This is a genomic window from Paenibacillus sp. J22R67, from assembly GCF_059692175.1.
On the sequence record NZ_JCAUAX010000004.1, the window covers coordinates 568,194 to 581,767 of the forward strand.

Annotated in this window: 10 protein-coding genes; 9 read left to right on the forward strand and 1 reads right to left on the reverse strand. The window is 44.2% G+C overall.

From position 1 onward, the window contains the following. Positions 1-2 precede the first annotated feature (2 nt). From AC58VC_RS18830 to AC58VC_RS18840, 3 genes are all read left to right on the forward strand, one after another. Positions 3-2,819, forward strand: a complete 2,817-nt coding sequence (locus AC58VC_RS18830) for an RCC1 domain-containing protein (RefSeq protein WP_497370358.1) — start codon at positions 3-5, stop codon at positions 2,817-2,819. Between the two features lie 197 nt (positions 2,820-3,016). After that, positions 3,017-4,168 (forward strand): S1C family serine protease, encoded by a 1,152-nt coding sequence (locus tag AC58VC_RS18835; RefSeq protein ID WP_497370359.1) that lies wholly within the window; start codon positions 3,017-3,019, stop codon positions 4,166-4,168. Positions 4,169-4,184: 16 nt separating this feature from the next. Then, positions 4,185-6,095, forward strand: coding sequence for a stalk domain-containing protein (locus tag AC58VC_RS18840; RefSeq protein ID WP_497370360.1), 1,911 nt, complete (start codon positions 4,185-4,187; stop codon positions 6,093-6,095). Positions 6,096-6,154: 59 nt separating this feature from the next. Here AC58VC_RS18840 and AC58VC_RS18845 read toward each other — a convergent pair whose 3' ends face one another. After that, on the reverse strand, positions 6,155-6,829 hold the full coding sequence (locus tag AC58VC_RS18845) for a stalk domain-containing protein (protein ID WP_497370361.1): 675 nt from the start codon (positions 6,827-6,829) through the stop codon (positions 6,155-6,157). 229 nt (positions 6,830-7,058) lie between these two features. On the opposite strand from AC58VC_RS18845, the gene AC58VC_RS18850 reads away from it, so the two are divergent. The 6 genes from AC58VC_RS18850 (at position 7,059) to AC58VC_RS18875 (ending at position 13,373) form a co-directional block, all read left to right on the forward strand. Next, positions 7,059-7,322, forward strand: coding sequence for a hypothetical protein (locus tag AC58VC_RS18850; protein WP_497370362.1), 264 nt, complete (start codon positions 7,059-7,061; stop codon positions 7,320-7,322). Continuing rightward, positions 7,276-7,398: an S-layer homology domain-containing protein gene (locus AC58VC_RS18855; RefSeq protein WP_497370364.1), complete on the forward strand. Its 123-nt coding sequence runs from the start codon at positions 7,276-7,278 to the stop codon at positions 7,396-7,398. Before AC58VC_RS18850 ends, AC58VC_RS18855 begins: the two co-directional genes overlap by 47 nt. Before the next feature lie 721 nt (positions 7,399-8,119). Then, a complete protein-coding gene (locus AC58VC_RS18860; protein WP_497370365.1) occupies positions 8,120-8,659 on the forward strand; it encodes a GNAT family N-acetyltransferase in 540 nt (179 codons plus the stop codon). 473 nt (positions 8,660-9,132) lie between these two features. Continuing rightward, positions 9,133-12,282 carry an alpha-mannosidase gene (locus AC58VC_RS18865; RefSeq protein ID WP_497370366.1) on the forward strand — a complete coding sequence of 1,050 codons (3,150 nt, stop codon included), beginning with the start codon at positions 9,133-9,135 and terminating at the stop codon, positions 12,280-12,282. Between the two features lie 198 nt (positions 12,283-12,480). Continuing rightward, on the forward strand, positions 12,481-12,915 hold the full coding sequence (locus AC58VC_RS18870) for a hypothetical protein (protein ID WP_497370367.1): 435 nt from the start codon (positions 12,481-12,483) through the stop codon (positions 12,913-12,915). Between the two features lie 77 nt (positions 12,916-12,992). Continuing rightward, the gene (locus AC58VC_RS18875; RefSeq protein WP_497370369.1) at positions 12,993-13,373 is read left to right on the forward strand and encodes a hypothetical protein; all 381 of its coding nucleotides are present in this window, start codon (positions 12,993-12,995) and stop codon (positions 13,371-13,373) included. Positions 13,374-13,574 lie beyond the last annotated feature (201 nt).

Genomic DNA, 13,574 nt, shown 5'->3' on the forward strand with positions numbered 1-13,574 from the left:
ACATGAAAACAGTGAAACGTAACGTTACTTTCTGGCTGCTAGGTTTTCTGCTTTTTAGTTCCTTTACAGCTTTCTCGGTATTTCCCGGGAAAGTTTTTGGGGAAACGAACAGCGCTACTACCGTCACTTCAGATATGAACCCTGCTTCGATCCAGCAAATTCGAGGCGGGAAAGGTTTTACGGTTGTTTTGAAGAAAGATGGTACCGTTTGGACATGGGGAAATAATCTTCGCGGTAAACTTGGGGGAGGTCTGAGCAATCGCAATCAGGCAGCACCAATCAGCGGATTGTCCGGCATTACGGCAATTGCAGTTGGTTCGTCTCACTCCTTAGCACTTAAATCCGATGGTACCGTGTGGTCATGGGGAGAGAACACATTTGGCCAGTTAGGCGACGGATCAACGATAGATCGCTCAACACCTGTTCAGGTAGCAGATCTCACCCATGTGACTGCAATTTCCGCAGGTAATTTCCACTCTGTTGCGATCAAAGATGATGGAACAGCATGGAGCTGGGGAGACAATACGTACGGTCAACTCGGAGACGGTACGAATAATACCCAGAACAAACCCGTTCAAGTCATAGGCAACATCGTATCGGTTAAAGCGATAGCAAGCGGTGCGTACCATACCTTGGCGATTGATCAAGATGGCGTTGTATGGGCTTGGGGCGATAATTTCTTTGGCGAACTTGGCTATGGCTATGATCAGAACCGATTGAGCACGCCAATTATGGCTACAAACGCTAACTGGCATATTACCCAGATCGCTGCGGGATTCGACTTCTCATTAGCTCTTAAGGATGACGGTACCGTGTTAACTTGGGGACTGATCGATTCAGATCCAAACACGATGTATAACGCCATTACAACTAATACGCAGGATCAACATAAGTTTCCCGTTCTTGTTACGGGGCTAGATCATGTGACTCAAATAACGGCTGGAAGTTCGCATGCTGTTGCTTTAAAAGATGATGGAAGCGTCTATACATGGGGAAACAATACCTCAGGTCAATTAGGCGTAGGAACCGGATTTGATGGAAAAACATGGAGTCAGACATTTCCCGACCATGTTAACGATCTGCCCGAGATAGCTGGATTAGGGGTAGGTTCCAATTTCACTTTTGCTATCGATAAAGAGGGGAAGCTTTGGGCGTGGGGGAACAACAGTTACAGCCAACTCGGCGACAAGACGCTGAACAATCAAGCTGCTCCGGTTCAAACAAAGGTGAGCGAATGGCTGAATCCTCCGGTGCTTAAGCCCGGCGAAGGAACGGTTTTGATTAAAGATCCCAAAGATCAGCCGCTTACTGCGAGCGAAAGTGATACCTTTATTATCAAAAATAATGAGCTGTACGGTTGGGGAAGTAATACGTTCGGTCAATTGGGAGATGGTACACATACCTCTGTCTTATCTCCGAAAGCCTTAAATCTAGACGGGATTGCTGCCATTGAAGGCGGCGATACTCACATGGTTGTCGTTAAGAAGGATGAAACCCTCTGGACATGGGGACAGAACTTCTTTGGTCAATTAGGCGATGGAACCACGACACCAAGCACAACACCTGTACAAGTGAAGGCATTGAACGGTGTTGTATCTGCAACAGCAGGAAGCAATCATACACTGGCGCTGCTTAATAATGGATCTGTTTGGAGTTTTGGAGACAATACGTATGGGCAATTAGGTCATGACACGACTGCAGCGTCAAACCAAATTATCCAGCTATCGAATATCGTAGCGATCGCTTCAGGAGCCAATTTTAACTTAGCCCTAGAAAATACGGGGAAAATATGGGCTTGGGGAGATAATACGAGTGGACAACTAGGAGATGGGACGCTTGCCAGTAAGCAGCAACCTGTACAAATTTATGATCTAGCTGGTGTTATCGCGATTACAGCCGGTAAAAACTTTGCTCTTGCTCTAAAGGATGATGGCACCGTATGGGCATGGGGCTACAACGCCTTCGGACAGTTAGGCAACGGAACAACCATGAATCAATCGAAGCCAGTCCAAGTGACGGCATTGCCTTCCATGAAATCCATACATGCAGGCTCTTATCATAGCCTAGCGATTGCAAATGACGGAAGTGTCTGGGCTTGGGGCCAAAACCTTTTTGGACAAATAGGCGATGGTACCAAGGCCAATCAGAATAAACCGGTACAACTTAAGGGGATTGCCAAGGCAGATGACGCATCCGCAGGCGGGACTCATAGCGTAGTGAAAGCAGCAGATGGCACCATCTGGACATGGGGCGGCAACTACACGGGCCAATTAGGAAGCAATTCCTTAGCCAATCGTAATCTGCCAGCTGTTGTTATTGGACTAAGCGCTTCTTTCAACGATTTGGAAGGCCACTGGGCGAAGGAAAATATTCTTCAAGCAGCGGAAAAGGGAATTGTGAATGGCTACAGCGACGGCAGCTTTCTTCCTGATCGCGTCATTACAAGAGGAGAATTTCTGAAGCTTGCCGTTACGGCGATGCATCTGCCTATCGCTTCGGAAAACGCCAGTGGAGTCTGGTATCAACCTTATATCGATGCTGTGCAAAAGGCGGGCATTCTGCAAAGTGAGGATTTGCAACAAGGCTGGGATCTTCCTATTACACGTCAGGAGATTGCCACAGTTGCCCTTCGTGCGGTAAGCCCGGATTTGCAAAAAGCAAATACTGTCATTGATCCGAGCTTTGTGATGAGCGAAGCAGTTAGCAAGGGAATTATACAAGGTTTAAGCGACGGTAGGCTGGAGCCGAATGAAGCAACGACACGAGCGCAAGCGGTAGTGGTTGTTGAACGCATCGGAAACATTCAACAAGGCAAGTGATCTTAGCCATGTAGGAAAGCTATTTTGAAAGGGTACAGTTGGAACACAACGAGTGAATATTGCTCGGGTGATCTAACTGTACCTTTTTCACATTGTCATATTGGCCCATGGTTAGATTTTCCATCTATCCTCCTTTCCATATTTATGTATAATAGGAAGGGGGATAGTTTCCATAAACTAGTTAGGGAGAGATTTATTTGAAACAACAGATTCGCTATGTAATATTTACTTTACTAGCACTCTCATTTTGTGGAGGGAACGGGCAAGTATTCGCAGCCGGGGCCACGAATGGCGGGGAGACAGCCAGTGTCTCGCATTGGCAAACGAAGGAGCTGGATGGTGAGGTCTATGTGAAGGCTTCCGACGTTGTCAAAACATTAGGAGGCAGCGGGGATTACCGGGCTGAAGCGAACGACTTTACCTATGCGTCAGGCTCTCGTGTAACGGAGGTAGTAAAAAAGGTTTCTCCATCCATAGTCGGGATTATTGGCAAGCCGATGAGCGGGAGTCAAGCTTCGTCGGACAACCGTTTTAACTTAGCTCATGGCACCGGAATTATCGTTCAATCCGATGGGCTCATTGTTACCAATGCGCATGTAGTCGAAGATATGAAGCAGATTATTGTTGTGACCTCAGACGGGAAGCAATATGCGGGGAAAACGACTCATTTGGATGAAGAGAGCGATTTGGCGGTCGTTCAGATTGACGCAAAAAATTTACCGGCAGCCACTTTTGCTAAGAGCAGCAATGTTGAGGTCGGTGAACTTGTCGTTGCAATTGGTACGCCAATTTCATTTGCTCTTCGCAACACAGTTACCTATGGAGTGATTAGCGGTACTAACCGTTCCTTGCATTCTACGTATCGATTACTCCAAACGGATGCAGCTATCAATCCAGGCAATAGCGGCGGAGCATTGGTTAATCTGCAAGGCGAGGTAATTGGTATTAATTCATTGAAGTTATCTGCGGCGGGTATCGATGGACTTGGATTCGCAATTCCTTCAGATACGGTAGAATACATATTGGATCAGTTTTTAAAGTACGGGAAAGTCAAACGTCCTGCGCTTGGCCTGGAGGTAGAAGAGAGCTGGGCAGCTGTTGTCGGGCTTCCTACGGACGAGCCGCTTAAGGTTTCGCGTGTAGACCCGCATACGTCCGCTGCTGATGCCGGGATTAAAGAAGGCGATGTTCTGTACTCAGTGAATAATTCCAATGTGAAAACACTGGTTGATTTGAATGAGCTTTTGAAGCAATACTTACCCGGAGACAAGGTTACTTTGACTCTGCAATCGAACGGAGACATTATCCAAAAAGAAATTACATTGCTGGATGCTACCCAAACCCAATAAACTCGGAAGGTGAACAATGACTAAATTACGCTCTACTTACCTGATTTTACTAGCATTTATATTAATTATGATTCAACCGCTCAGCGCTTTTGCTGCTGATACCGAAACGAAAGACCAATCGGTACATATTCAATTGAAGCTTGGAGAAGATCATATTACCATTAACGATCAAACCACTTCTGTTGAAACCCCTTATGCGAACAATGGCGTGACGCTTGTACCTTTGCGAGTGATTACTTCGGCCTTCGGCGCAGCCTTAAGCTGGGCTTCTGAAACGCAAACAGTAGGACTCACCTATAATGGCACATCTATTTCCTTACAAATCGGCAGCACGACAGCAACAGTCAACGGGAAAGAAGAACAGATTGAAGTTGCGCCTGAGTTGAAAAATGGAACGACCATGGTACCGCTTCGATTCATTTCGGAGAAGTTCGGAGCCAGCGTAAAGTTTGATGAAGCGACATCAACGATTGCTATTTCCAGCACGCGTGCTGCAGGCACGGATGCGGAAGGTATTGATTCAGATCTAGGAAAGACGCATATCGGCAACAGCTATTATGGCTGGTCGATGAAATATCCGACGGGTCTGGTGAAGAGTTATCAGAGCTTTAAGGAGGATTACGTTTCATTCCAGGATGCAAATGGAGAGTACCGCTTTAATGTATCGGTAAAGTCCGATATGACTGAGAATATGTCGGAGGATGCTCTGCTGGATTTGCTAGTGGACCAAACGGATGATGAACCGATTTTAGAGAAGAAATATGTTTCAAGCGGTACACGTCCATATGCGCTCATTAAATCCAAGGATGATGAAGAACTCTATGAATATCGCGCCTATCAAAACGGCGACAAAGTGTATATCCTTATTTTCACGATTGAAAAGGAAGAAAATGATAAAGTCATAACGAAACATAATGCTTATCAGGATTTATTAAACAGCTTCCAATTATCATTTGATACAAGTGTCAAAACCTTGAAAGACCTTTCGTCAGTGAAAGATGGATTGCGCTTGTATACGGATGAAACGTATGGAATTTCCATTAAGATTCCAGCCGAGTGGTCGAAAACCGGAAGCAACAGCGAAATGATTGTGTTCACGGATCCGAAGAAAAAAAGAAGTATCGGGTATAAAGTGACTTCGAAGTCGGAAAGCGATACCCTGCAAAAGTGGTCTGACCGTACGGCTGACAATTACACGCAGCTTTACGCTCCAGCGTATAGGAAAACGGAAGCTATACGAAGTCTCGTGGTTGACGGGAATCAGGCGCTTGTGTCGCGAACGTCGAATACATTTGACTCCCGCATTTGGGATTCAACCGAGAATGTGTATCTCATCAAAGGAAATTATAAATATTATATGGTGATTGATTTTAGCAATAAGGATGATCTTTCTGATAGCTTCATTCAAACCACGTTGCAATCAGTTAAGATCGGCAAACCTTCCAGTTCGATCGGGACGATTAAAGACAGCTCGGAAAACTTGGATCGTTCGAAAACGAGTGTAGTGAAAAATAAGAATTATAACTACACAATTTCAATTCCTGATTACTGGAAGCTTAATGCATCCCAGAGCAAAAACGGCACGCTGGAATATGCGTTCGGGATGGGGGATTTTCTTTTTCTCGCCAATGATACGGAGCTTTCTAGCTTAACTACCCAAGAGGTTGTCAATCAGATTAAAGAAAAACTTCGTTCCCAGTACGGTGCTACAGATCTCAAAGAGACAGTCAACCGAACGGAAAGCGTTGCTGGCGTTCAAGCTATCTGGCTTGAATGGGAGTATAAGGACATTGTAATGACAATGTGCCTCTTTCAAAAGAGCGGCAGTCATTATCTGTTCATGACCAATTATCCGAAGGCAATTCAAACGGATTTCTTGCAAAAACAAATTGCGGATACGATCAAATCATTCCAAATAACCCAATAATGCAGGAAAAAAGCCGGAGGCCATCTCCGGCTTTTTTCGTGCATCTTTTTTACCGACAATTAGATATCGTCCGTCAAGATAAGCGTATCTGCGTTGACTGTGCCTTTCAGCTTCAACAAAGCAATATTAATGTAGACTGTGCCATCATAGGTAAAAGATCCAGTTCCTTTGGAATATTGGCTATTGGTAGCAAATGAACCGACAAGCTGGCCATTATAACTCAGCTGCAGCATGGGATCTCCCCAGCTGATCGTATAGAAGCTGCTTAAGGTCGAAAGGGAGACATAACGCGCGCCATCCACTTGAATGAGGCCAAATTCTCCTGTGCTTTTTTGGGCCTTCTCGTCATCTAAGCTGAGAACAACCGTTTTAATGGCCTGGTATCCGCTGCTAGGGTCGCCGGAAGCTTGTGGCTCAGGTGTTGCGGATGGGGAAGGTGTCGGAGATGGCGTTGGAGATGGAAGGGAGGGCTGCACCTCTTTTTTCTTTAGCGAAATGCCGAGGTCAGCATCGAAAGAAACATCGTATCCGGTTGCTTCGCCAAGAGCCCGTACCGGCAAATAAGAAGTCCCGTCCACAACGATAGCCGGAGTTGCCAGTGTTTTGCCTTCAATCTGGAAGGGGAAGGACCCCTGAATCGTTTTTCCTATTAAACTAGTGATTTCTTCTGCATGCGCAGATAGTGTTGTAGCCAAGAGAAATCCGGCGATACCGCCGATGACATACTTTTTCAATTGATGCACCGCCTTTTGTACAGATTGGAGAATTCTATGCTTAATAATACGCTATGTTGTTTTTGGGCTGCAACTGTAGAAATTGAAAGAATTGGATAACGGGAAGCCATGCGGTGTGTGACTTGACAGGTTGCGACCATATGGCTTTTTTCGATTAGTGTAAACAGAAGGTGTAAACGAGCGTGATTTTGCACCGACGAGGAACGTCACTCGTGCTGAATTCGCGGCGTTGATCGTTCGTCTGTTCGGGTTTAAGGATGAAGCTGCTAATGCTTTTGTAGATGTGAGGGCGCAGGATTGGTACTCACTCGCCAAGAGATGGCCGGCTATGATCGTAAGGGCGCAACGAATTGCAGCAGGCGCCGTTACTGGCGATGCTGTGACTGTTGGGAAGTCGGCGTTCACCAACATGGCGAATGAGCCTGCTTGGGCGCAGGAGGCAGGCAGTGCGAGCTGCTTACGCGCTAGGCCTCATCCAAGGCCTTACGAATGAAAGTTTTGAACCGCAAGCTGCGATGAATCGCGCTGAAAGTGCGCAAGTCGTTTATAACTTGCTGCAGCAGTTGTAATGGACGAAAAAAAAGACAAGAGGCACATGCTCTTGTCTTTTTTTTGGCATTATAGAATTTATAAAATATCAGGGTTGGAGAGTCAAGCGCATTGGATGAATTCCAACGACCATGTGATTTTTGACGCTTAAATGTCATTCTCATTGGACAAAATCCAACGCAGAGATGAATTTTGTGGGGTTTCAGCGCCATTTTAGCTGCCCTTGTTGGATTTCATCCAACGAAAAGAAGAATAAACACGTCATCACAGCGTTCTCATTGGAATTCGTCCAATGAGAGCTGGAAGTACCTAGCTTCTAGCGTGTTTAAGTACTCAGAAAAGGTAGGGTGAGTGGAGACATATAAGAGCAGGATATTGTGGAAGAGAAATAAAAAGTAAAGTAGTAAGAGAAGTAGAGATAGGTAAGTGTAAGAGTAGAAGTGAAGTAGTAAGTGAATTAATACACAGGACATAATGAAATATGAGCCAGCAACCAGCCGCAGCGTATGAAACAAGTGTGGGAAAATAAAAGCAGCAGTCAACTCTAAGTAGAACCAAAAGGGAATGGATATGGGGTGGAAAAGCGTACTTTGTGGGCGTTGCAGTTAATGGTAAAACAATCCATTTAAATATAAGGGCTATACAAATTTACATAAAGTAAATGCAGAATTTATATAATTCCCGAACTCCTTTTATATACTTAAATTGTTTGAATATAGGGACTAGGGTGGTAGAAACATAATGATAAAAAAACGTAATTTGCAAGAATGCCATTCTCTTTATAACTTAATAAATGATCCAGAGGTTTTTCCTTATGTTCGTTATAAATGTCAATCGTATGAAGAGTATTTATTCATCACTAAACAGCTAATTGTTGAAGAAGAGCAGCAGACATGTATTTCTAGAACGATTCTTAACGAAATAGGACATCCCATTGGCACCATTGATCTATATGACATTGTGAATAAAGCAGGCTTCTTGGCGACATGGATTGGAGCTCCTTATTTTGGAAAAGGCTATAATCAACGAGCGAAGAAATCCTTTTTTACTGAACTCTTCCTTGAGCATCATATTGAAACAGTATTTTTAAAAATCCGGAAACAAAATATACGATCAAAGAAAGCAGTTGAAAAACTGCCGTATGCCAAGTTAGCAAATGATCTAATCCCACAAATCTACGAATCTATCAATCGTGCGCAAGAGCTCTATGATTTGTATCAAGTGGAGCGGTCAGACTTTTTGGAAACTAGTGAAGGTATGCAGCATGAGGTTGCAACATAATGGGAGAATTGGAAAACTAATGTTGGACAATGAGGGAAAAGGACCGGTATTCCGATGGGGTGCCGGTTTGTTTTGCTTTTAGGGGGAACTACATTCCGCTATTCTCCTGAAATGGAACAATTTTCAGGGTAAAGGGAACTGTGGTCTGCTATTTTGCTGATTTCTGCTAAAAAGCGCAGCTTGGAGGCCAAATAAGGCCCTGTAGTTCCGCTTAGAAAGAAAATTACTCATTTTCCTCGAAATAGAGGACTCCAGTTCCCTGAGGAAAAATCCTAGCCAGATCCCCGCTAGTTTCTATGTAGTTCTTACAATTAGAGGTTTTTCTTTTAAAAAATGATTTTACCCCCTACGAATCATGAGATTTCCTATCACCCAATAGTCTTAAAAAGCGTTAAAATAGACATATCCATCCCTCAGGGATATAGACTTATATAAAACGGTGACAATATCACAGGTTTGAAGGGAGTATGTCAATGTTTTGGACAGTTGAGAAATTGCATGCGCGAATCAATGAACTGGAGGCTTTCCGCTACCGTGATGCGAGGGGTATAGATACTTTTCGGATAAAACTCGACGCCGAAGGCGCGATTGGAGCCTATCCGACGGAAGACGGCGAGTGGAGTAACATTCATATCGGAGATCGTTGGAAAGGCCGCGATGTCTACTACTGGTTAGCAGCGGATGCGTTAATCCCTGCCGAGTGGAAAGGCAAGAAGGTCATCGGCCGATTTAACTTAGGCCAGACTGGAGGCGGGACGAACAGTGGTTTTGAATCGCTGCTTTTTCTGAACGGGGAGCCGTATCAGGGAGTGGATTCGAATCATGAGGAAGTATTCATCTCTGAGGAAATGATAGGTTCCACGATACAGCTTCGCTTCCGCTTGTGGTCTGGACTAGGCGGCTATCAAAGCCACCTTGAAATGGAGAGCCGGCTGGAAATAGCAGCTCTGTGCTGGCTGGATGAAGCATGCGACGATCTGTACTACACAGCCAAAGCTTTGCTGGAAACGGTTCGCATACTGGACGAAAATCGTCCGGAACGGCACCAGCTGCTGTCTATGCTGGATCAAGCTTTTTTGTTACTCGATTGGTCAAGGCCCGGCAGCGAAGCTTTTTACAACACAGTGGCTAGCGCTCAAGAACAGCTTCAAAATGCGTTGTCATCTTTGCCCAAGCTGCACTCGGTTGTGGTTCAATGCATCGGGCACACGCATATCGATGTCGCTTGGCTTTGGCGGCTGAAACACACACGGGAAAAAGCCGCGAGATCTTTTTCAACGGTGCTGCGTTTAATGGAACAGTACCCGGAATACATTTTTTTACAAACTCAGCCACAGCTGTATGAATACATCAAGTCGGATTATCCGGAAATATATGAGCGCATCAAGGAACGTGTACAGGAAGGACGCTGGGAAGCAGGCGGTGCGATGTGGCTGGAGGCTGACTGCAATTTAGCTTCTGGGGAATCGCTTGTGCGGCAGCTTTTGTATGGAACCCGATTCTTCCGTGAGGAATTTGGTGTTGAGTGCAAGTACTTGTGGTTGCCTGACGTGTTTGGATACAGCTGGGCGCTCCCGCAGATTCTTCGGAAGTCCGGCATTGAAACTTTCATGACGACGAAAATCAGTTGGAATCAATACAACCGGATGCCTCATGACACTTTTATGTGGAGGGGGATTGATGGCACAGAAGTACTGACTCATTTCATTACAACGCCGGATTCTGGTTCGAGTGAAGGTGCATTCTACTATACGTACAACGGGAAAGTCACGCCATCCTCGGTCCAAGGGATTTGGGACGCCTACCGTGATAAGTCGCTCAATTCGTCTTTACTGCTGGCCTATGGGTACGGCGATGGCGGTGGAGGCGTAAATCGCGAAATGCTGGAGATGAGGCGCAGGTTAGATCAAATACCTGGGATTCCAGCGGTGAAAACGGGACGCGCCGATACCTATTTTAACGAGCTGCAGCAACAGGTTTCGAATTCAAATTCCTACGTGCACACTTGGGACGGTGAGTTGTATCTGGAGTTACATCGTGGCACCTACACAAGTCAAGCTTATAACAAACTTATGAATCGTAAGCTGGAGCTCTTGTATAGAGAAACGGAATGGATGCAAGTTATGAGCAGTCTATTGAATGCCAACGCGGACCCAACCAATAGCGAAAGCTCGGACCTTCTGTATGAAGGCTGGAAAATTATTTTGAGAAACCAATTCCATGACATTATCCCAGGTTCGTCGATTCGTGAGGTCTACGAGGACAGCAGGGTTGAATACAGCGAAGCGCGTGCCATTAGAGAGAAGGTATGGAATCAGTCCGTTTCCTATCTAACAGGTGATAAGCAGGGGCGTGAAATGGTGGTGTTCAACAGCTCGCCATGGGAGCGAACGGATATCGTATGCTTGCCACTAGGAGAAGCGGCGGAAAGCTGGTTGGATGCTCATAATCGTCCGCTTGAGGCGCAGCAGGTGGATGGGAAGCAGTGGGTTAAGATGGAGAATGTCCCATCGATGGGCTACGCGGTGATTCGTCAATCGGACCTGGCAGATACGGTTATGCCAAATAATAAGGACAATCCGTTCAAAAAGTCGCATCAGGGATTAATCACTCCTTTTTACGAAATCGAATGGAATGCGAATGGTCAGATTGAACGACTCTATGATCGCACCCAGAAGCGGGAAATCATGGCTGAGGGTCAGCGAGGCAACCGATTTGAGGTGTTTGAAGACAAGCCGAAAGGCCGGCATGAGGCGTGGGATATTGACATTTTTTATACGGAGAAAAAACAGGAAGTGACCTGTGTGACTCGGATGGAAGTGACGGATACTGGAGCTTTGGCTGCCATTGTCCGTTTCGAATGGTCATACATGGATTCAACCGTTGTACAAGATATGGTGCTGTACGCACATAGCCGCAGAATAGATTTCAAGACGCATGTCAATTGGAATGAGCAGCGTAAACTGCTGAAAGTAGCATTTCCTGTGCGAATCCGGGCGACGGAAGCCACGTACGATATTCAATTTGGCAATGTAAAGCGACCTACGCACTGGAATACAAGTTGGGATTACGCACGGTTTGAGACAGTTGGTCATCAATGGGCCGATTTGTCCGAACGGGGTTATGGCGTCAGCCTCTTGAATGATTGCAAATACGGCTATGACATCAAAGATAATGTCATGAGACTTACGCTGATCAAGTCAGCGAAGGTTCCTGACCCTACGGCTGATATTGGTGAACATCACTTCACGTATTCGCTGTTTCCGCATGCTGGCGATTGGTATGACGGAAAAACGATGCAATCCGCATGGTCGCTTAATAATCCGTTAACGTATGCGTCTGGAACGCCTGAGAAAGCATCATTCAGCTTGTTCCAGCTATCCTGCGATCATGTCATGATGGATGCGGTTAAACATGCCGAGGAACAAGACGCGGTCATTGTACGCGTACACGAGTTCGCAGGTATAAGCGGACAAGTGGAAATTACGAGTGACGCTGGAATCGCGTCCTGGCAGGAATGTGATCTGCTCGAACGACCTGAAGGCGAGCAGCAGTATGACGTTCGAATAAGCGTTCAGATGAAGCCTTATGAGATCAAGACATTTATGATCCATTTTAATTAACATACATGTAAATTAGGCCGCGAATGCTTTGCGGTCTGTTTGCATGTTAAGCGTATCTCTTGCGGATGTCTTAATCCTCCCTTTTGTTTATTCAATTAATAGAGAAGGATAACTTGGTTGTTATGCTATAATTTACAATTATAAGCATTAGCCTTTAGGATGTTTTTTGCTTTATGGTAACTACTATAGTAATTGGGGATGAATGAGCTATTGTTGATAAATTTTTTTCTAGTAACTTCCTTTAAATTGCCAATTGAACTGGGATTAATTAATATTTTGATTTACTATCTTTATGGAAGAATGTACTTGGTTATGCTAAGTAATTGGAAAAAAGAGATAGCGTCTATCATGCCTATTTCACTTATTGCTATTTTTGCTGTTATTACTATTTATGCTTTTCAAAGATACAACAACAATGGTGATGATTTATGGATGATTATAGATATCTATTTAGCTAGTGTAATACCATGCATGACTATAGTTGGTGATTTCTTGTATGTTATAATACCAAGCACACTACAATATAAAGGAATGAGTGTTTTTTATTTACCATTTTCCATATTACCGTCCCTTTTAATGTGGTTAGGTTTAAAAATAAATAATAATAGACGAATAGATTATGAAACCAAATGAACGGAGAAATAGAATGTACTTAATAAATTCAAAAACAATTGAAGTTCTAGACGCGACGTTATCTGGAGTTATGAATCGTGAGGGATACATCGCCTAAGATATATCTCGAAAGATTTGAATGGGGAATAAATTGTATTGAGGAAATAACAAACAATGAAATAAACATTGAAAAGGGCTCTAGTTTAAGTAATGATAACCTGTTTCCAGGGGAAAGTTTAAGTTTTGAACATCAATTTCTAGATGAAAATCAAATAAGTTTTTATCTAAAAGAAACAGACTTGTATGTTAATTGGAAAGCAAAAAATTCTAACAAGTATTCTAAAAGATTTGAAGTTGATATAGATAGTAAGATAGAATTTTTGGGAATACATCTAGGCGAAGCTAAAGATTCAGAGACAGTTAAAAAACTTATACTTCGGGTCTGGATTATTATCAAGAAGATGGCACTCTCTATTTAATGCCGGAAGAAAAATAAGTGCAGGAAGTAAATACGCTAAGTTTAGCGATCAGAGTTTTGAATATTGAGCAGATGATGACAATAAAGCAATTAAATAAGGATTGGGTTGCAATAGAAAGCAACTCTTTTTTCATACCTTTGGGATTCACGACATGAACAATATCCTTGCTAGGAGATATCATTATGTTTAAATTTGTGCTTA

Bases quoted from the DNA above. Each gene is read 5' to 3' on its own strand.
- AC58VC_RS18830 (WP_497370358.1), top strand. From the start codon at position 3: ATGAAAACAGTGAAACGTAACGTTACTTTCTGGCTGCTAGGTTTTCTG.
- AC58VC_RS18840 (WP_497370360.1), top strand. From the start codon at position 4,185: ATGACTAAATTACGCTCTACTTACCTGATTTTACTAGCATTTATATTA.
- AC58VC_RS18860 (WP_497370365.1), top strand. From the start codon at position 8,120: ATGATAAAAAAACGTAATTTGCAAGAATGCCATTCTCTTTATAACTTA.
- AC58VC_RS18865 (WP_497370366.1), top strand. From the start codon at position 9,133: ATGTTTTGGACAGTTGAGAAATTGCATGCGCGAATCAATGAACTGGAG.
- AC58VC_RS18870 (WP_497370367.1), top strand. From the start codon at position 12,481: ATGAATGAGCTATTGTTGATAAATTTTTTTCTAGTAACTTCCTTTAAA.